The 19177-nt window shown below is 68.0% G+C and carries 15 protein-coding genes; 8 read left to right on the top strand and 7 right to left on the bottom strand.

Annotated features, from left to right (window positions below; genetic code table 11):
* The first annotated feature begins 66 nt into the window (after positions 1 to 66).
* The 6 genes from LYSCAS_RS14530 (at position 67) to LYSCAS_RS14505 (ending at position 9664) form a co-directional block, all read left to right on the top strand.
* On the top strand, positions 67 to 3096 hold the full coding sequence (locus LYSCAS_RS14530; RefSeq protein WP_213434761.1) for a VIT domain-containing protein: 3030 nt from the start codon (positions 67 to 69) through the stop codon (positions 3094 to 3096).
* Positions 3097 to 3170: 74 nt separating this feature from the next.
* Positions 3171 to 4299 (top strand): peptide chain release factor 2 gene (gene prfB / locus LYSCAS_RS14525; protein WP_213434760.1). Its coding sequence is split into 2 segments (ribosomal slippage): positions 3171 to 3245 and positions 3247 to 4299, totalling 1128 coding nucleotides; the frame shifts between segments, so codons are not numbered across the junction.
* A gap of 14 nt (positions 4300 to 4313) precedes the next feature.
* A complete protein-coding gene (gene lysS, locus LYSCAS_RS14520; protein ID WP_213434759.1) occupies positions 4314 to 5840 on the top strand; it encodes a lysine--tRNA ligase in 1527 nt (508 codons plus the stop codon).
* A gap of 41 nt (positions 5841 to 5881) precedes the next feature.
* Positions 5882 to 6268, top strand: a complete 387-nt coding sequence (locus LYSCAS_RS14515) for a PilZ domain-containing protein (RefSeq protein WP_213434758.1) — start codon at positions 5882 to 5884, stop codon at positions 6266 to 6268.
* Positions 6269 to 6404: 136 nt separating this feature from the next.
* Positions 6405 to 7481: a response regulator gene (locus tag LYSCAS_RS14510; RefSeq protein WP_213434757.1), complete on the top strand. Its 1077-nt coding sequence runs from the start codon at positions 6405 to 6407 to the stop codon at positions 7479 to 7481.
* Entirely contained in the window at positions 7481 to 9664 is a 2184-nt protein-coding gene (locus LYSCAS_RS14505; protein WP_213434756.1) for a response regulator, read from the top strand. The genes LYSCAS_RS14510 and LYSCAS_RS14505 overlap by 1 nt, the downstream gene beginning before the upstream one ends.
* 59 nt (positions 9665 to 9723) lie before the next feature.
* On the opposite strand, the gene LYSCAS_RS14500 is transcribed toward LYSCAS_RS14505, so the two are convergent.
* Both LYSCAS_RS14500 and LYSCAS_RS14495 read right to left on the bottom strand, forming a co-directional pair.
* A complete protein-coding gene (locus LYSCAS_RS14500) occupies positions 9724 to 10596 on the bottom strand; it encodes a crotonase/enoyl-CoA hydratase family protein (RefSeq protein ID WP_213434755.1) in 873 nt (290 codons plus the stop codon).
* A 177-nt stretch (positions 10597 to 10773) separates the two neighbouring features.
* Positions 10774 to 12453: a long-chain fatty acid--CoA ligase gene (locus LYSCAS_RS14495; RefSeq protein WP_213434754.1), complete on the bottom strand. Its 1680-nt coding sequence runs from the start codon at positions 12451 to 12453 to the stop codon at positions 10774 to 10776.
* Between the two features lie 146 nt (positions 12454 to 12599).
* On the opposite strand from LYSCAS_RS14495, the gene LYSCAS_RS14490 reads away from it, so the two are divergent.
* Positions 12600 to 13037 carry a nuclear transport factor 2 family protein gene (locus LYSCAS_RS14490; protein ID WP_213434753.1) on the top strand — a complete coding sequence of 146 codons (438 nt, stop codon included), beginning with the start codon at positions 12600 to 12602 and terminating at the stop codon, positions 13035 to 13037.
* A gap of 49 nt (positions 13038 to 13086) precedes the next feature.
* Here the strand turns inward: LYSCAS_RS14490 and acnA are convergent, their stop codons facing one another.
* The 5 genes from acnA to LYSCAS_RS14465 form a co-directional block, all read right to left on the bottom strand.
* A complete protein-coding gene (gene acnA / locus LYSCAS_RS14485) occupies positions 13087 to 15858 on the bottom strand; it encodes an aconitate hydratase AcnA (protein ID WP_213434752.1) in 2772 nt (923 codons plus the stop codon).
* 148 nt (positions 15859 to 16006) lie between these two features.
* Positions 16007 to 16636 (bottom strand): high frequency lysogenization protein HflD, encoded by a 630-nt coding sequence (gene hflD / locus LYSCAS_RS14480; RefSeq protein ID WP_213434751.1) that lies wholly within the window; start codon positions 16634 to 16636, stop codon positions 16007 to 16009.
* Positions 16633 to 17757 (bottom strand): tRNA 2-thiouridine(34) synthase MnmA, encoded by a 1125-nt coding sequence (mnmA, locus tag LYSCAS_RS14475; RefSeq protein ID WP_213434750.1) that lies wholly within the window; start codon positions 17755 to 17757, stop codon positions 16633 to 16635. The genes hflD and mnmA overlap by 4 nt, the downstream gene beginning before the upstream one ends.
* 19 nt (positions 17758 to 17776) lie before the next feature.
* Positions 17777 to 18238: an NUDIX hydrolase gene (locus LYSCAS_RS14470; protein WP_213434749.1), complete on the bottom strand. Its 462-nt coding sequence runs from the start codon at positions 18236 to 18238 to the stop codon at positions 17777 to 17779.
* The gene (locus LYSCAS_RS14465; protein ID WP_213434748.1) at positions 18239 to 18748 is read right to left on the bottom strand and encodes a hypothetical protein; all 510 of its coding nucleotides are present in this window, start codon (positions 18746 to 18748) and stop codon (positions 18239 to 18241) included. It abuts the gene before it with no gap.
* 80 nt (positions 18749 to 18828) lie between these two features.
* Between LYSCAS_RS14465 and clpS the strand changes: the two genes are divergently transcribed.
* On the top strand, positions 18829 to 19149 hold the full coding sequence (clpS, locus tag LYSCAS_RS14460) for an ATP-dependent Clp protease adapter ClpS (protein WP_036168938.1): 321 nt from the start codon (positions 18829 to 18831) through the stop codon (positions 19147 to 19149).
* Positions 19150 to 19177: the final 28 nt, after the last annotated feature.

Genomic DNA, 19177 nt, shown 5'->3' with positions numbered 1-19177 from the left:
GCCTGCCGAACCCCATTGCCGCGACGGGAGCGTTGCAAGGGGCACCACGGTCCAGGGGAACCCAAAATGCAGCGTTTGTCCGTCGCGATCGCCGCCTGCGCGATCACGTTGTGCGTGACTACCGTCGACGCGCAGCGTCGCCATTCGCTTCCGCCGCAGGACGTCACCGCGCCGCCGCTCGTGCGGATCACGGGGGAGGTCGCCGCCAGGTTGCAGCCCATCCGCCTGCATTCGGCCGCGGTGCACGTCGATGTCGCCGGGCGCCTGGCGCGCACCACGATCGAACTCGAACTCCTCAACCCCAACGCGCGGCAGCTCGAAGGGTCGCTCGAATTCCCGCTGCAGCCGGGCCAGCAGATCGCGGCGTTCGCGCTCGACATCGGTGGCCAGATGCGCGAGGCCGTGCCGGTGCCGAAGGACCAGGGCCGCCAGGTGTTCGAGAGCGTCGAGCGCCGCCGCGTGGACCCGGGCCTGCTGGAACAGACCGCCGGCAACCAGTTCCGCCTGCGCGTGTATCCGATCCCCGCCAATGGCACGCGCCGCGTGCGGCTGGCGATCGACGAGGTGCTGCGTCGCGAAGGTGGAATGGGGCGGCTCGATATCCCGGTGCAGTTGCTCGCGGGGGCGGAGGCCTTCGCGTTGCGCGTGTCGGCGCGTGGGTTGCGTGCGGCGCCGGAGACCACCGGCACGTTCGATGGCTTGCGCTTCGCGCGCGCGGGCGATGGGTGGGACGCGCAGGTGCAGCGCGCGGCCTTCCGCGCCGCGACGCCGATCGGCCTGCGCTTTCCGATCGCCGATGCGCCCGCCGCGTACGCGACCACGACGGCCACGGGCGAACGCTACGTCCTCGCGGAAGTCCCGCTGCATCCCGCCGCACCCGCGCCGCGCACGATGCCGCATGCGGTCGGCCTGCTGTGGGATGCGTCGGCCTCGGCGCGCAAGCGCGATCGCGCCGCGGAATTCGCGCTGCTCGACCGCTACTTCGCGCGCATGGGCGAGGGCAGGGTGGTGCTGCGCTTCCTGCGCGACGTCGGCGAAGACGGCGGCCGCTTCGACATACACGGTGGCGACTGGTCCGCGTTGCGAAACGCGCTGGATCGCGCCGTGCTGGATGGTGCGAGCGATCTCGGCGATTGGTCCGCCGATCCCGCGATCGAGGAATACCTGCTCGTCAGCGATGGCCTGCGCACGTACGGCACCAAGGAACTGCCGCGCCTGTCGCCCACGCAACGCCTGTATGCGATCGATACCGCCGGCGCCGCCTCCGACACCGTGCGGCTCGGCAAGCTTGCGCAACAGCGCAACGGGCGCCTCGTCGCATGGCAGGGCACGCAGGGGCTCGAGGCCGCGACGCATGCGTTGCTCGACGAAGGCGTGCGCATCGTCGGCCTCGCGCCGCACGGCGTGACCGATCTCGAAGTGCCGTCGCGCTTCGTCGAGGACGGCGTGCTGCGCGTCGCGGGCCGCGTCACCGATCCCGACGCCTACGTCGATTTCACCCTCTCCGACAACGGCGTGCGCAAGACCGTGCGCGCGGCGATGCCCGCCAGCGATGCCACGCATCCGCAAGTCGGCGGCGTGTGGGCGGGGTGGAAGATCGCGGGGTTGTCCGTCGATCCGGAGGCGAATCGCGCGGAGATCGCGCGCATCGGGCAGCAGTTCGGCGTGGTGACGCCGGGCACGTCGCTGATCGTGCTCGATGCCGTCGAGGATTACGTGCGTTACGACATTGCGCCGCCGCCGGCCTTGCGCGAGGAGGTTGCGCGGCTGCAGGCGCAGCAGCGCGAGGAACGCGCACAGACCCGCAGCGAACGCCTGGACCAGGTGGCGTCGGAATTCGACGCACGCATCGCGTGGTGGAAGACGAAGTTCCCGAAGAAGGAAACGCGCCGCGACGCGGGATGCCCCGAGTGCGACGTTGCAGCGCCCGCCGCAGCGCCTCCTCCCGCTCCCGCGCCTGTCGCTGCGAACGCGCCGGAGGTCTCCGCAGTGGAGTCCACGACGATCCTCACCGCCGAGCAGGCGCAGGCGCTGGAAGTGCGACGCGACGCGGCGCGTGTGGATGCACGCGAGGCTGCGGACGCGGCGGCCGCGGCATCGGACCGCGACGCAGCGGCGGCCTCGCAGCGCAGTGCCGCGCCGCCGCAAGGCCTGCTGGCCCCGGGCGTCGAGCGGAAAGCCAACCCCGCCGCCACCATCACCCTCCAACCCTGGCAGCCCGATTCCCCGTACGCCCGCCGCCTGCGCGCCGCGCAACCCGATGCGCTCTACGCCCTCTACCTCGACGAACGCGACAGCCACGCCGACAGCACCGCCTTCTACCTCGACGTCGCCGACCTGCTGCTCGAGAAGGGGCGGCGCGCCGAAGCCCTGCGCGTGCTCTCCAACCTCGCCGAACTGCGCCTGGAGAACCGCCACGTCCTGCGCGTGCTCGGGTATCGCCTGATGCAGGCGAAGGATTACGGGCGCGCCGTCGAGGTGTTCCGCACCGTGCTCGCCCTGGCCGACGAGGAACCGCAAAGCCACCGCGACCTGGGCCTGGCCCTGGCGGCGACGGGCCAGCGGCAGGAAGCGATCACGCACCTGTACGACGTGGTCGCGCGCACGTGGGATTCGCGCTTCTCCGAGGTGGAACTGGTCGCGCTCAACGAGCTCAACGCGATCGCGGCCACGAGCCCCGGGCCGCTCGACCTGGCCTTCGTCGATCGCCGCCTGCGCCGCAACCTGCCGCTGGACCTGCGGGTCGCGCTGTCCTGGGACAGCGACAACAGCGACATGGACCTGTGGGTCACCGATCCGGACGGCGAGAAGTGCTACTACGCCCACACGCTGACGCGGCAGGGCGGGCTGATCTCGGACGATTTCACCGGCGGCTACGGCCCCGAGGAATTCGTGCTGCGCAACGCCAGGCCCGGCCGCTACAAGGTGGAAGCGCACTATTTCGGCGACCGCCAGCAGATCGTCACCGGCGCCACCACGCTCACGCTGTCCCTGAGCACGGGCTGGGGCACGAAGGCCCAGCGCGACCAGCGGGTCACGCTGCGGCTGGACGGCAAGGACGACACGGTGTTCGTCGGCGAATTCGACGTGAAATGAGCCTGCCACGCGGCCGGGGCCCGCGCCCCGGCTGCTATCATTCGCGGCCTCGCAACACGCAGCAAACGCCACCCATGATCGAACTCAATCCCGTCCGCCAGCGCATCGCCGACCTCTCCGGTCGGCTGCATGCGCTGAGGGGGTATCTTTGACTACGACGCCAAGCGCGAGCGCCTGGAAGAAGTCAACCGCGAACTCGAAAGCCCCGACATCTGGAACGACTCGCAGCGCGCGCAGGCCCTGGGCCGCGAACGCTCGCTGCTAGACAAGACCGTCAACGGCATCCGCGACCTCACCGAAGGTCTGGACGGCGCGAGCGAACTGCTCGAACTGGTCGAGCTCGAAGACGACCAGGACACCGCCAACGCCATCGCCGCCGACGTCGAGCGTTACGCGAAGCACGTCGAACAGCTGGAATTCCAGCGCATGTTCTCCGGCCAGATGGATTCGCATTCGGCCTTCGTCGACATCCAGGCCGGCGCCGGCGGCACCGAGGCGCAGGACTGGGCCGAGATCCTGCTGCGCATGTACCTGCGCTGGGCCGAATCGCGCGGCTGGAAGACCGAACTGCTGGAAGTCTCCGGCGGCGAAGTGGCGGGCATCAAGTCGGCCACGTTCCGCGTGGAAGGCGACTACGCCTACGGCTGGCTGAAGACGGAAACCGGCGTGCATCGCCTGGTGCGCAAGTCGCCGTTCGATTCCGACAACCGCCGGCATACCTCGTTCACGTCGCTGTTCGTCTCGCCGGAAGTCGACGACGAAATCGACATCGACATCAACCCCGCGGACCTGAAGACCGACGTGTACCGGTCGTCCGGCGCCGGCGGCCAGCACGTCAACAAGACCGAATCGGCGGTGCGCATCACGCACGTGCCGTCCGGCATCGTGGTGGCGTGCCAGACCGAACGCAGCCAGCACGCCAACCGCGACCGTGCGATGAAGATGCTGGCCGCGAAGTTGTACGAACTGGAAGTGCAGAAGCGCAACGCCGTGCGCGACGCGGTGGAAGCCACCAAGTCCGACATCGGCTGGGGCAGCCAGATCCGCAACTACGTGCTGGACCAGAGCCGCATCAAGGACCTGCGCACGGGCATCGAGCGCAGCGATACGCAGAAGGTGCTCGACGGCGACCTCGATGAATTCATCGAAGCCAGCCTCAAGTCCGGCCTGGAGGCCGGTTCCAAGCGCAGCGACGCGGCATGAACGACGAGCGAAGAATGACCGACACCCCGCAAGACATCCCGCCGCACGACGAGAACCGCCTGATCGCCGAGCGCCGCGCCAAGCTCGCCGCGCTGCGTGCGAAGGGCAACGCGTTCCCGAACGACTTCCGCCGCGCCGACTACGCCGGCGATGTGCAGTCGACGTACGCCAACGCCGAAACCTGGACCGCCGAGGCGCTCGCGGAGAAACCGCACCGCGTCGTGCTGGCGGGCCGCGTGCTGCTCAAGCGCGACATGGGCAAGTCGGGCTTCGCGCAGGTGCAGGACGAATCGGGCCGCATCCAGTTGTGGCTGAAGCAGGACGTGCTGGGCGTCGACGCGTACGCCACGTTCAAGGACCTCGACCTCGGCGACATCGTCGCGGTGGAAGGCGAGCTCACGCGCACGCGCACCGGCGAGTTGTCTGTGCGCGCCGAGACGCTGCGGTTGCTGACCAAGGCGCTGCGCCCGCTGCCGGACAAGTTCCATGGCATGGCCGACGTCGAGCAGCGCTATCGCCAGCGTTACGTCGACCTCATCGTCTCGCCCGAATCGCGCGAAGTCTTCGTCAAGCGCTCGCAGGTGATCGCCGCGATCCGCCGCTGGCTGGATGCGCGCCGCTTCCTGGAAGTGGAGACGCCGATGATGCATTACATCGTCGGTGGCGCCACGGCCAAGCCGTTCACCACGCACCACAACGCGCTGGATCTCGATCTGTTCCTGCGCGTGGCGCCGGAGCTGTACCTCAAGCGCCTGGTCGTCGGCGGCTTCGAGCGCGTGTACGAGATCAACCGCAACTTCCGCAACGAAGGCGTCAGCACGCGGCACAACCCGGAGTTCACGATGCTCGAGTTGTACGAGGCCTACGCCACGTACGACGAGATCATGGACCTCACCGAAGACATGATCCGCAACGCCGCGCAGGAAGCCATCGGCACCACCGCGCTGACGTGGGAAGGCAACGCGATCGACCTGGGCCCGCGCTTCCGTCGCTGGCGCCTGGAAGAAGCGGTGCGCGAACTCAACCCGCACATCACGGTCGCCGACTGCCGCGACCGCGCCGCGCTCGTGCGCCATTGCGAAGCGCTGCGCATCCCGGTCAAGGCCAACGATGGCTGGGGCAAGCTGCTGCTCGAAATCTTCGAGAAGACGGTGGAAGCCGGGCTCACGCAGCCCACGTTCATCACGCACTACCCGGTGGAAGTCTCGCCGCTCGCGCGCGAGTCCGACACCGAGCCGGGCATCACCGACCGCTTCGAACTGTTCGTCGGTGGCAAGGAACTGGCGAACGGTTTCTCCGAGCTCAACGATCCGGAAGACCAGGCCGCGCGGTTCCGCGCGCAAGTCGAGGCGAAGGAAGGCGGCGACGACGAAGCGATGCATTTCGACGCCGACTACATCCGCGCGCTCGAAGTGGGCCTGCCGCCCACCGGCGGGCTGGGCGTCGGCATCGATCGCCTCGTCATGCTGCTGACGGATTCGGCGTCGATCCGCGACGTGCTGCTGTTCCCGTACATGCGGCCCGAAGCGCACGGCGGCTGATCGATCGCCGCCGCGCGTGTGAAGGCCGGATCAAGCCGTCGTTGCCGTTGTTCCAGGGCATGACGCCCCCGGCGCAGTCCGACATCCGACGCTCGCGCGTGGCGCTCCCGGGGGAAGCCATCCTCCGGGGTCCCGCGGGCGACTGGCACGCGCCACTCGAAGACCTCTCGGTGACGGGGCTCTCCATGCCCCGTCCGGCGGGCCATGGCCTTGCGCTGGGGCAGGCGGTGGAAGTCGAACTGGTCGCCGGACCGCCGGGCGTGGCGCTGCAACTGCAGTTGCTGGCCCGCGTGGCCCGGTCCGACGCGCGCGGGGTGGGGCTGCACTTCGCCCCGATGCCCGACCGCCTGGAGATGGCCTTGCAGCGCCTGCTGACCCGGTTCGGCACCGTCCGGGACGGCGGAGACGACGACGAGGAGGCGTGTTGAGCGCGCCCCAACGTGAAAGCCAGCGGAATCGCTGCGGACGCCATCCCGGTTCGCAAGCAGAAACAGTGCTCCCGCTCGACACGGCGGGGTATGCTCCGGGCCAACGCCGGGGAGGGATTCCAGGGGGCGCCATCTCATGCGGGTGAATGAAGTGAACGTGGTCATCGTCGACGACCAGACATCGGCGCGAACGATGCTGCGGCACATCCTCGAGGACATCGGTCCCGAGCTGGCCGTGCACGACTTCGGCGACCCGAACGCCGCCCTGGCCTGGTGCGAGAGCAACCGCCCGGACCTGCTGCTGCTCGATTACCGCATGCCGGGCATGGACGGGCTGGAGTTCGCCCGCCGCTTCCGCCGCCCGCCGGTGCACCGCGACGTGCCGATCGTGCTGGTCACGGTGGTGGGCGACGAGCCCGTCCGCCAGGCCGCGCTCGAGGCCGGCGTCATCGATTTCCTGGTCAAGCCGGTGCGCCCGCGCGAACTGCGTGCGCGCTGCCGCAACCTGCTGCACCTGCGCCAGCAGGCCGAGACCGTCAAGCAACGCGCGCTCTCGCTCGAACAGCGATTGCTGTCGAGCATGAACGAAGTCGAGGAACGCGAACGCGAGACGCTGTCGCGCCTGGCGCGCGCGATCGAATACCGCGACATCGGCACCAGCGCCTACCTCGAGCGCATGGCGCACGTCGCCGGCCTGATCGCCGAAGGCCTCGGGCTCACCGAAGACGAAGCGCGCCTGATCGAACTCGCCGCGCCCCTGCACGACATGGGCAAGATCGCGATCCCCGATGCGATCCTGCTCAAGCCGGGTCCGCTCACGGAGCAGGAGACGACGATCATGCGTCGCCATCCGCGCATCGGGCACGAGCTGCTCAGCGGCAGCCAGAGCCGTTTCATCCAGACCGGCGCCACGGTCGCGCTGCGCCACCACGAGCGCTACGACGGCAGCGGCTATCCCGACGGCCTGGTGGGCGAAGCGATCCCGCTGGAGGCGCGCATCGTTGCCGTGGCCGACGTGTTCGACGCGCTGATCTCGCCGCGCCCGTACAAGGACGCCTGGACCATCGACGCGGCACTGGCCTACCTCTACGCGCAACGCGGTCGCCTGTTCGACCCGCGTTGCGTGGAAGCGCTGATGCGCTCGCGCGATCGCCTGGACGACATCTGCCAGCGCTTCTCCACCACCAGTTCGCGGCCCGCACTGGAAGCCTGATGCAGGCGCTGACCGCCCTCCGGCAGCGATTGACCAACCGGCCCGACAGCGAGCACGGACAGGCCCTCGTACGCCTGGCGGTGTTGTCGGTGGTGCTCGCGTACCTGATGGTGCGCGGCCCGGATCCGACGAGCCCGATCGCCGAATACCACGACGTGCTGATCATGGTCGCCACCGGGTTCGCGGTGGGGCTGGGCATCGTGGTGTCGATCCTCGTGCGGCCGGGCGTGTCGCACGTGCGCCGCGCGATCGGCATGGTGTCCGACTACGGCCTGATGGGCCTGGCGATGATCCGCATGGGCGAACCGCTCGCGTGGGTCTACGTCATCCTGATGTGGGTCACCGTCGGCAACGGCCTGCGCTTCGGCAACCGGTACCTGTACCTCGCGGTGCTTGGCGCCACCACCAGCTTCGGCGCCACGCTGGTCTTCAACGATTACTGGCACGCCAACCGCACGCTGGGCCTGGGTTTGCTGCTCGGCCTGGTCGCAGTGCCGCTGTACCTGTCGGGCCTGCTGCGCGCGTTGACGCGCGCCACCGAGGAAGCGCGCCGCGCCAACGAAGCCAAGAGCACGTTCCTGGCGAACATGAGCCACGAGTTCCGCACGCCGCTCAACGGCCTGGCGGGCATGTCGGAACTGCTCGCCACCACGCGCCTGGACAGCGAACAGCGCGAATGCCTCAACACGATCCAGGCCTCCACGCGCTCGCTGCTGTCGCTGGTCGAGGACGTGCTGGACATCTCGGCGATCGAGGCGGGCAAGCTCAAGCTGCACACGGTCGAGTTCTCGCTGCACGAACTGCTCGGCAACATCGGCGCGATCCTGCAGCCCACCGCGCGCAACAAGCGCATCGACTACATCCTCAAGGTCGCGCCCGACGTGCCCGAACGCCTGGTCGGCGACGCCGGCCACGTGCGTCAGGTGCTGATCAACCTGGCGGGCAACGCGATCAAGTTCACCGACGAAGGCTCGGTGAAGCTCGACGTCGCGCTCGCGCACGCCGAAGACCACAAGGTGCGCCTGCGCTTCACCGTGATCGATACCGGCATCGGCATCCCGGCCGCGGCGCGCGCGCGGTTGTTCGAAGCCTTCGAGCAGGCCGACGCCAGCCTGTCGCGCCGTTACGGCGGCACGGGCCTGGGCACCACGATCGCCAAGGGCCTGACCGAAGCGATGGGCGGCAGCATCGGCTTCGAGAGCTCGGAAATGCGGGGCAGCCGCTTCTGGGTGGAACTGCCGTTCGACCTCGTGCCGTTCGTGGCGCAACCGGTCGGCGTGCCGCGCGAAGCCGAAGCACCGTCGCCGGCGCCGGTGTCCTACGGCAACGAGACGGGCGCCAACGTCATCGCGTTCGGCGATCCGTTCCTGCGCCACCGCGCGCGCGTGCGCACGCTGGACTTGCTGATCGCCGACGACCACGCCGCCAACCGCATGGTGCTGCAGCGCCTGCTGCAGAAGGCGGGGCACCGCGTGGTGAGCGTGGACGATGGCGAACAGGTGCTCGACGCGCTGGCCGCCAACAGCTTCGATGCGGCGATCGTCGACCTGCACATGCCCGGCGTCAGCGGCCTGGACCTGCTGCGCGAATTGCGCGTCATGGAAGCCGGCGGCGGCAAGCGCACGCCGGTGATCGTGCTCACCGCCGACGTCACGCCCGAAGCGATCCAGCAATGCGCGCAGGCCGGTGCCCGCGCGTTCCTGCCCAAGCCCATCGTGGCGGCGCGCCTGCTCGATACCCTGGCCGAGGTGGCCACGAGCGGGCAGGCCTCGTCCACCACGGCCGCGAACGCACGCGTGGAATTGCCGATGGGCGAGGACGACTTCGATCCGGGCGTGCTCGAGGAACTCGGATCGCTCGGCATGGGTGAATCGTTCGTGCGCGAATTCATCCAGCAATGCCTGCGGGACGCCGAGGCGTGCCTGGCGTCGCTGGAGAAATCCGGCGAAGCCGGCGAATGGGCGCAGGTCCGCGACCACGCGCACGCGCTGAAGGGCGTGTCGAGCAACCTGGGCCTGGTGCGGCTGGCCGCGGCCAGCAGCGAATGGATGCGGCTGCCGGAATGGCAGCTCACGCGGGAATGGCGCGCGCGGTTCGCGGTGTTGCGCGAACGCATGGCGCAGGGGCGCGCAGCGCTGGACGCGCGCGGACACAAAGCCGCGCGCGACAACGAAAACGGCTGACGCCTGCATTACGCAGGCGGGTCTTTCCTACAGCAGTTCCACATCGATCCCGACTGACGTTACGCGGCCACTTCCGCCCCGGAGCGACGTTCCTGCGCGCGGACGATGCGGTCCATGGTCTTGAGCGAGCGATCGCCCAGCGCCAGCGCCGTATCCACCCACACTTCGGTGATGCCCATCAGCTCGTCGTAGCCCACCGGCTGCGCGATCGCGCGGCACTGGTTGAGCGCCAGGTGCGCATGCGGCGAACGCTGCTGGTTGCGGATGAGGTCCTGCACCGCGGAGGCGCCTTCGCCCTTCGGCACGAGGATGTCGACCACGCCCATCTTGTGCAGTTCGTCGGAGGAATAGATCTCGCCGCTGAGGATCATCTTTTCGGCCAGTTGCGGCGACACGCGCTTGCAGAGGAACGAATAGGCGCCCATGCCCGGGAACAGACCGAACAGCACTTCCGGCAGGCCCATGCCCACGCCTTGCTCGGCCACGATGGTGTGGCAGGACAGCGCGAGTTCCATGCCGCCGCCGAGCGCGTCGCCCTGGACCAGCGCGATGGTGCGGACGTCGCCGCCCAGGCCCGTGTGGAAGTGGTGCACGCCGTCGATGCACTTGCGTGCGTAACCGAGCAGCTGTTCGCGGTTGTTGTCGCGGATGAGGCGGGCAAACAGTTCGAGGTCGCCGCCGAGGTTGAACGCGGGGGCGTCCGAGGCGAGCACGACATGGCGCATGACGCCCGGGCGGCGCTGGTTCTTGGTCAGCGTGATGCTGTTCAGGAAGCGCCACATTTCGTCCATGAGTTCCGTACGGAAACAAGGACGAATGCCGGTGCCGGCGTCTGCGTGCATGTACAGCCAATGACTGGCGCCGCTCGGTTCGGATTCCACACGCATGGTGGGAAAGCGGGAGCTGCGCTGCAGCTTCTCGATGTTGCTCATGGTCGTTCCCCTTGGGAACCCGTCCGCGAACAGGGGTGGGCAGCGGGCGGGCAATAGCCCACGTGGGGGATGCTACACCCCGGCTGGCGCGAGGACCGAGTGAAAATGCAAGCGTTTACAGTCACGGGGCGACGAGCGGTCACCCCATGATTCGGTCACTGGAAACCGATGCAAGAATCAGGCCGCGGGCGTGGGTCCGCGCAGTTCGCGACGCAGGATCTTGCCCACGTTGGTCTTCGGCAGCTCGGTGCGGAACTCCACGTACTTCGGCTGCTTGTAGCCGGTGAGGTTTTCCTTGGCGTGCGCCTTGACCTCTTCGGCGGTGAGGTTGGGGTCCTTGCGGACGATGACCACCTTGACCGCCTCGCCGGACTTCTCGTCCGGCACGCCGACCGCGCCGACTTCCAGGACCCCGGGAAGCATCGCGATCACGTCTTCCACTTCGTTGGGATAAACATTGAAGCCGGACACCAGGATCATGTCCTTCTTCCGGTCCACGATGTAGAAGAAACCCTTCTCGTCCATCTTCGCCATGTCGCCGGTGTGCAGCCAGCCTTCGGCGTCCATGACGTTGGCCGTTTCGTCCGGCCGCTGCCAGTAGCCCTTCATGACCTGCGGGCCCTTGATGCACAGCTCGCCGACTTCGCCCTGGGCGACGCGGTTGCCGGATTCGTCCTTCAGGCACGCATCGGTGGACGGGACGGGCAGGCCGATCGAGCCGTTGTACTCGGCCAGGTCCATCGGGTTGATGCACGCGGCGGGCGAGGTTTCGGTCAGGCCGTAGGCCTCGACCAGGGTGACGCCGGTGATCTTCTTCCAGCGCTCGGCCACCGCGCGCTGCACGGCCATGCCGCCGCCGAGGGTGAGGTGCAGGCGCGAGAAGTCGATCGAGTCGAAGCCCGGCGTGTTGAGCAACCCGTTGAACAGCGTGTTGACGCCGGTGATGGCGGTGAAGGGGACTTTCTTGAGTTCCTTCACGAACGCGGGCATGTCGCGCGGATTGGTGATCAGGTAATTGAGGCCGCCGAACTTCATGAAGACCAGGCCGTTCGCCGTCAACGCGAAGATGTGGTACAGCGGCAACGCGGTGATGATCAATTCTTCGCCATAGCGCACGTTGGTGCCGATCCACGCCGCGGCCTGCTGCATGTTGGCCACGAGGTTGCGGTGCGTGAGCATCGCGCCCTTCGCAACGCCGGTGGTGCCGCCGGTGTACTGCAGGAAGGCGAGGTCTTCGGCATCGATGGCCACCTGCGGCAGCGGATGCATCTGGCCGAGGGTGAGCGCATCGCGGAAGCGGATGGCGCCCGGCAGCGAATAGTCCGGCACCATCTTCTTGACGTGGCGCAGCACGAAATTGACCAGCGGGCCCTTCGGGAAACCGAGCATGTCGCCCAGGCCCGTGGTGACCACCTGGCGCACCTGCGTTTCCGCAAGCACTTCCTGGACGACGGCGCCGAAGTTGTCGAGCACGACCAGCACGCTGGCGCCGGAGTCTTCAAGCTGGTGCTTGAGCTCGCGTGCCGTGTACATCGGATTGGTGTTGACGACGGTGAGGCCCGCGCGCAGCACGCCGAAGGTGGCGATGGGGTACTGCAGGCAGTTGGGCATCATGATCGCGACGCGATCGCCCTTCTTGAGCTTGAGCTCGCCCAGCAGGTAGGCGGCGAACTGCTGGCTGAGGCGATCGATCTCGGCGTAGGTGATCACCTTGCCGAGGTTGGCGAACGCGGGCCGGTCGCGGAATTTCTCCAGCGAGGACTGCAGCACGGAGACGATCGACGGGAATTCGTCGACATCGATCTCCGCGGGCACGCCCTGCGGATAACTGGACAGCCACGGACGTTCAACCTGCATGCTGCGATCTCCCCGGGATCTACTGCTGACGGTGCCGGAAGGCGCAGGAAAATCCGCTGCCGTACGGTCGCGGCCGATTGGAGCATAGGCACTACAGGCTGGCAAGGCGCTGGATTAGCCTTGCCGGCAGCCTCCGGGAGATTGCGATGCCAGCTGTCCTGCGCACCTTGTTGATCGCATTGTCGCTCGCCGTCGCCATCGCGGGGTGCAAGCGCGATGCCCCGGAAGTCGCATTGCGGCGCGACATCGCAACGATGCAGTCGGCGATCGAAGCGCGCGATGCCGGCGCGCTGGCCGACGGGCTCGCGGACGATTTCATCGGACCCGACGGGATGGATCGCACGCAGGCCAAGCGGTTCGCGCAGGTGATCTTCCTGCGCAACCGCACGGTGGGCGCGACGTTCGGCCCAATGGACATCGCGATGCAAGGGGAGGGCGCCACGGTGAAGTTCACCGCGGCGGTGACCGGCGGCGCGGGCGGCCTGCTGCCCGATTCGGGCCAGGTGTTCGATGTCACCACCGGCTGGCGCAGGGTGGGCGGCGACTGGAAGCTGGTGAGCGCGGAGTGGGCGCCGAAGTCCTGAAACGAAAAAGGCGGCCGGAGCCGCCTTTCCCGATCTTGCGTGCGTTGGCTTACGCCGCTTTCTTGGACGCCAGCTGGCGCAGCACGTAATGCAGGATGCCGCCGTTGCGGAAGTACTCGACTTCCTTCGGCGTCAGCAGCAGCACGCGCACGTCGAAGCGCTTCTCGCCATCGGGGCCGCGCGCGACGACGGTGGCGGTGCGCGCCTTGCCGTCGTCCAGGCCGGTGATGTCGAACGTCTCGGCGCCGGTGAGGCCCAGCGACTTCGCGTTCTGGCCGTCCATGAACTGCAACGGCAGCACGCCCATGCCGACCAGGTTGGAGCGGTGGATGCGCTCGAAGCTTTCGGCCACCACGGCCTTGACGCCCAGCAGGTTGGTGCCCTTGGCCGCCCAGTCGCGCGACGAACCGGTGCCGTATTCCTTGCCCGCGAACACCACCAGCGGCACGCCGTCGGCCTTGTACTTCATCGCCGCGTCGTAGATGGCGAGCTTTTCGCCTTCCGCGCCGCGCTTGTCGAAGTACAGCGTGTTGCCGCCTTCTTCGCCGCCGAACATCAGGTTCTTGATGCGGATGTTGGCGAAGGTGCCGCGCACCATGACGTCGTCGTTGCCGCGGCGCGAACCGTAGCTGTTGAAGTCCGCCGGCTGCACGCCGCGTTCCTGCAGGAAGCGGCCCGCCGGCGAATCCTTCTTGATGTTGCCGGCCGGCGAGATGTGGTCGGTGGTGATCGAATCACCGAACAGGCCGAGCACGCGCGCGCCGTGGATGTCGGCGATGTGGCCGACTTCCATCGTCATGCCGTCGAAGTACGGCGGATTCTTGATGTAGGTCGACTTTGCGTCCCACGCGTACGCCGCGCCATCGGGCGAAGCGATCTGGTTCCAGCGCGAATCGCCCTTGAACACGTCGGCGTAGTTCTGCGCGAACAGTTCCGGGCCCACGGTGGCGGCGATGGTGTCGCCGATTTCCTTGTTGGTCGGCCACAGGTCGCGCAGGAAGACGTCCTTGCCGTCCGGCGTGCGGCCGAGCGGTTCCTTCGTCATGTCGATGTCCACCGTGCCGGCGAGCGCGTAGGCGACCACCAGCGGCGGGGAGGCGAGGTAGTTCATCTTCACTTCGGGATGCACGCGGCCTTCGAAGTTCCGGTTGCCCGACAACACCGAACCGACGACCAGTTCGTTCTCCGCGATGCCGCGCGAGACTTCGTCCGGCAGCGGGCCGGAGTTGCCGATGCACGTGGTGCAGCCATAGCCGACGACGAAGAAGCCGAGCTTCTCCAGGTCTGCCAGCACGCCGGCCTTCTTGAGGTAATCGGTGACCACCAGCGAACCCGGGCCGAGCGAAGTCTTCACCCACGGCTTGACCTTCAGGCCCAGCTTCACCGCGTTGCGCGCGAGCAGGCCCGCACCCAGCATCACCGCCGGGTTGGACGTGTTGGTGCACGAGGTGATCGCGGCGATGACCACGGAGCCGTCGGTAAGTTCGCAATCCTGGTCCTGGATGCGGATCTTCGACTTCGGGCTGGCGGCGAGGTGTTCGGCCTGCGGCTGGTCGCCGCCCTCGGCGTCCATGCGCACGAGTTCGTTCTTCTTCGCGCCGCGCGTGGCGGTGAGGCCTTCGAGGTTGGCGTGGAAGTTGTCCTTCACCTTCTCGAGCAGCACGCGGTCCTGCGGACGCTTCGGGCCGGCGAGCGAGGGCTTGACGTCGCCGAGGTCCAGCTCGAGCGTGGCCGAGTACGTGGCGTGCGGCGTGGCCGCGTCGTGCCACATGCCCTGCGCCTTCGCGTAAGCCTCGACGAGCGCGATCTGTTCTTCGCTGCGGCCCGACAGGCGCATGTAGGTGAGCGCTTCGTTGTCGATCGGGAAGATGCCGCACGTCGCGCCGTATTCCGGCGCCATGTTGGCGATCGTCGCGCGGTCGGCGAGCGGCAGGTGCTGCAGGCCGTCGCCGTAGAACTCGACGAACTTGCCGACCACGCCGAGCGCGCGGAGCATCTGCGTCACGGTGAGCACGAGGTCGGTGGCGGTGGTGCCTTCCGGCAGCTTGCCCGTCAGCTTGAAGCCGACGACCTGCGGGATGAGCATCGAGGACGGCTGGCCGAGCATCGCCGCCTCCGCTTCGATGCCGCCGACGCCCCAGCCCAGCACGCCGATGCCGTTGATCATCGTGGTGTGCGAGTCGGTGCCGAACACGGTGTCCGGGAACGCCTGCAGTTCGGTCGTGCCGTCGATGTTGGTGACTTCGCGTTCCACCACCACGCGCGCCAGGTTCTCGAGGTTCACCTGGTGCACGATGCCGGTGTTGGGCGGCACCACCTTGAAGTTGCGCAGCGCCTTCTGGCCCCAGCGCAGGAAGCTGTAACGCTCCAGGTTGCGCTCGAATTCGATCTTGCCGTTGAGTTCCAGCGCATCGGCGCGGCCGAACACGTCGACCTGCACCGAGTGGTCGATGACCAGTTCCGACGGGATCAGCGGGTTGATGCGGTTGGCGTCGCCGCCGAGCTTGGTGACGGCGTCGCGCATCGCGGCCAGGTCGACCACGCACGGCACGCCGGTGAAGTCCTGCAGCACCACGCGCGCGGGCATGAATGCGATTTCGGTTTCGTCGTCGCCCTTGGCGTCCCACGTCGCGACCGCTTCGATGTGTTCGGCGGTGACGGTCACGCCGTCTTCGTGGCGCAGCAGATTCTCGAGGAGGATCTTCATCGAGTAGGGCAGCTTCGACAGGTCGAAGCGCGGCGACAGGCGCGGCAGGCTGTAATACGTCAGCGACTTGCCGTTGACGTCGAGTTGGGCGCGGGTGGCGAAGGAGTCGGCCATGCGTGGGGCTCCGTGGGGCGTGCGAGTGGGGGCGGCCTGCGATCCGCGGGAAAACCACGGAAAGGGCGTCGCTGAGCCCGCGAATTATGCCGGATCGAACCGTCGGTTCCCAAATTTGGGTTTACGCGCGGTCCCCGCGCGCCCCGGTTCAGAGTCGCAGGTGCGATTGCACCGCGCCCACCAGCGCGCGCCGGCGGAGCAGGAAATCCCACAGGCTGCCGCCCATTTGCCGCCACAGCACCGCCGAGCGCAGCGCCGCGAGCAGCACGGCGCGGATTTCCGAAACGATGGCCGCCTGGCCGAGGTAATGCGGGTTGCCCTGGACCATCACGCGCGGACGCAGGTGACTGACGGTATCGGCGTACAGGGTGCCGAGCGAGGCCAGCACGTCGGGATGGGTGCTGCCGAGGCGCTCGGCGGTGGGCGCGAGCGCGAGCAGGCCTTCCTGCACTTTCGTCGCGGTGGCGCCTTCGCGCACGAAGCGGCGTTCCAGCTGCATCACCGACAGCGCCAGGCGCGGCAGCAACGCATCCTTCGCATCGCCTTCGTTGGCGAAATAGTCGAACAGCAACTGCATCCCGGGCGCGACGGCGTGCGCGTTGCCGTAGATCTCCAGCGGCGAGGTGGCGTCGATGCGGAACACGCTGTCGAGCGCCGTCTGCAGCACGGCGCTGTCGGCCTGGCCGGTTTCGGCGATCTGGCGCACCTGGCGCAACGCCTGCACGAGGCCGGCGAGGGCGATGGCGCGATCGTCGAGCGGATTGGCGGCTGGGCTCATGCGGCGTGGAACTCCCGGGGGAAGGAAGGATCGAGGGGGGCGTCGGTGCGCAGGATGATCGCACCCCCGAGGCACGCATCCCCGTCGTACAGCACGAGCGATTGTCCCGGCGTGACAGCGCGCTGCGGCCGATCGAACGCGACGGCCACCGATCCGTCGCTTTCCACCGTCACCGTGCAGGGCTCTTCGCGCTGGCGATAGCGCGTCTGCGCGGTGCAGGTGAAGCGCGTGGCGGGCGGGGCGCCGGCGATCCAGTGCGCGGGCTCGGACCACAGGCGATCGGATTGCAGGAAACGACTGTCGCTGCCCTGGTCGACGACCAATACATTCGTGGCGACGTCCTTGCCCACCACGTACCACGGCGCCGCCGCGCGCCCGCGCACGCCGCCGATGTGCAGGCCTTCGCGCTGTCCGAGGGTGAAGAAGAACACGCCGGGATGTTCGCCGACCACGGCACCGGAGGGATCCCGGATTTCGCCCGGCGTGGCGGGGAGGTAGCGCGCGAGGAATTCGCGAAAGTCCCGTTCGCCGATGAAGCAGATGCCGGTGGAGTCCTTCTTCGCGTGCGTCGGCAGGTTGGCCTCGCGCGCGATGCGGCGCACGGCGTCCTTCTCCAGTTCGCCCAGCGGGAACACCGTCTGCGACAACTGCGCCTGCCCGAGCTGGTGCAGGAAGTAACTCTGGTCCTTGTTGCGATCCACGGCGCGCAGCAACTGCGCGCGGCCGCCCTGGATCGCCACGCGCGCGTAGTGCCCGGTGGCGATGCGCTCGGCGCCCAGCGCATGCGCGGCGTCGAGGAAATGCTTGAACTTGATCTCGCGGTTGCACAGCACGTCGGGGTTCGGCGTGCGGCCCGCGGCGTATTCGGCGAGGAAGTGCGAGAACACGCCGTCCCAGTATTCGCCCGAGAAATCGCGGAAGTGGATCGGCAGGCCCAGGCGTCCGCACACCGCGACCGCATCGCGGCGATCGTCATCGGCCCGGCAGTCGCCGCTGCCGTCGTCGGCCCAGTTCTGCATGAACAAGCCCGCGATCGGTTCGCCCGCGTCGCGCAGCAACAGCGCGGCGACCGACGAATCGACGCCGCCGGACATGCCGACGATGGTGCGGACCTGGGTCATGCGCAGTGCGGCCGAACGCTCACGCCAGCTGCTGGACCATCGACAGCGGATGGCGGCGGCCGGCGAGGTGGTCGGCGACCGCGCGCCACACCAGCGGGCTGCGATGGCGGTCGCGGGCGGCGTCGAGTTCGGCGGGCGTCATCCACAGCGCGCGTTCGATGCCGGTGTCGAGCTTGCGGTCGGGATCGTGGCGTTCGGGTTCGGCGGAGAACGCGAAGCGCAGGTAGTGGCGGCCGGTCTCGGCCTTCCACTGGTACGCACCGACGAACCCGGTGAGGCGCACGTCCCAACCGGTTTCCTCGCGCGTTTCGCGCAGCGCGGCCTCGACCAGGCTTTCATCCGGTTCCAGGTGCCCGGCGGGCTGGTTGAGCACGAGCTGGCCGTTGACGCGTTCCTCGACGACCAGCAGGCGCCCGTCGCGGACCACGATCGTGGCCACGGTGACGTCGGGTTGCCAGAAGCGGCCCTCGCGGTAGCTCACTCAGAAGTCGTCCTTGCCGGGGGTGAGTTCGTTTTCCATCGCATCGGCGGTGTCGGCCGCGGCTTCGATGGTTTCACGCAATTCTGCGGCGGGGGCGTCGGCGTCGATCTTCACGACGAACACCGCCACGTCGCCTTCGGCCGCCCAGGCGCCGATCTTGTTGGCCATGGTGGCGTCGAGCAGGCGATTGGCGACGTCCATCGGGACCTGCCCGTCGGCCTCGGCCTTGTAGGCCGGCGACCAGATCTCGCGGATGCGGCGCTTGCCGAAGGTTTCCACCGGCGCGCGGAGGAACACCACCTGCGTCCGCTTGTCCTCCATCTCGAACACCATCTTGTAGTCGCCTTCCTCGTCCACCTGGTACGACATGCCGGCCGCGTCCAGCTGCGCCGTGACCTTCAGGTCCGGCTTGGGCGGGTCCTTGGCCACGGCAGGGCCGGCGGACAACGCCAGGCCCAGGCCACAAGTGAGGATGCAGGCGTGCAAGGTCAACGGCTTGGCATGGCGCATGTGGATGGGTCCCCTGTGTGTTCGGGCATTGTGGCGACACGGCTGCCGGTCGTCCACGACGCTTCCCTATAATCCCGTCCATGGCCCGCAAGCACGAACACGAACGCGACCACGGCGCGATGGTCGAGACCAGCAAGCCGGAAACCGCGCGTCCGCCCCTGTATTCCGTCCTCCTCCTCAACGACGACTACACGCCGATGGACTTCGTCGTGGACGTCCTGATGCGGTTTTTCGCCATGAACCTCGAAAAGGCGACCCAGGTGATGCTGCACGTCCACACCCGCGGGCGCGGCGTCTGCGGCGTGTTCACGCGCGACGTCGCAGAGTCGAAGGTGGCACAGGTCAACGAATACGCACGGGTCAACCAACACCCCTTGCTGTGCACCATGGAAAAGGCGTAAACGGCGTATGTGAGTCGCGGTATTGAAG

This window comes from Noviluteimonas caseinilytica (assembly GCF_018406605.1).
GTDB classification, from domain to species: domain Bacteria; phylum Pseudomonadota; class Gammaproteobacteria; order Xanthomonadales; family Xanthomonadaceae; genus Noviluteimonas; species Noviluteimonas caseinilytica.
Note: the sequence above shows the minus strand (reverse complement) of the source record. Positions and strands in the feature narration are given on the sequence as shown.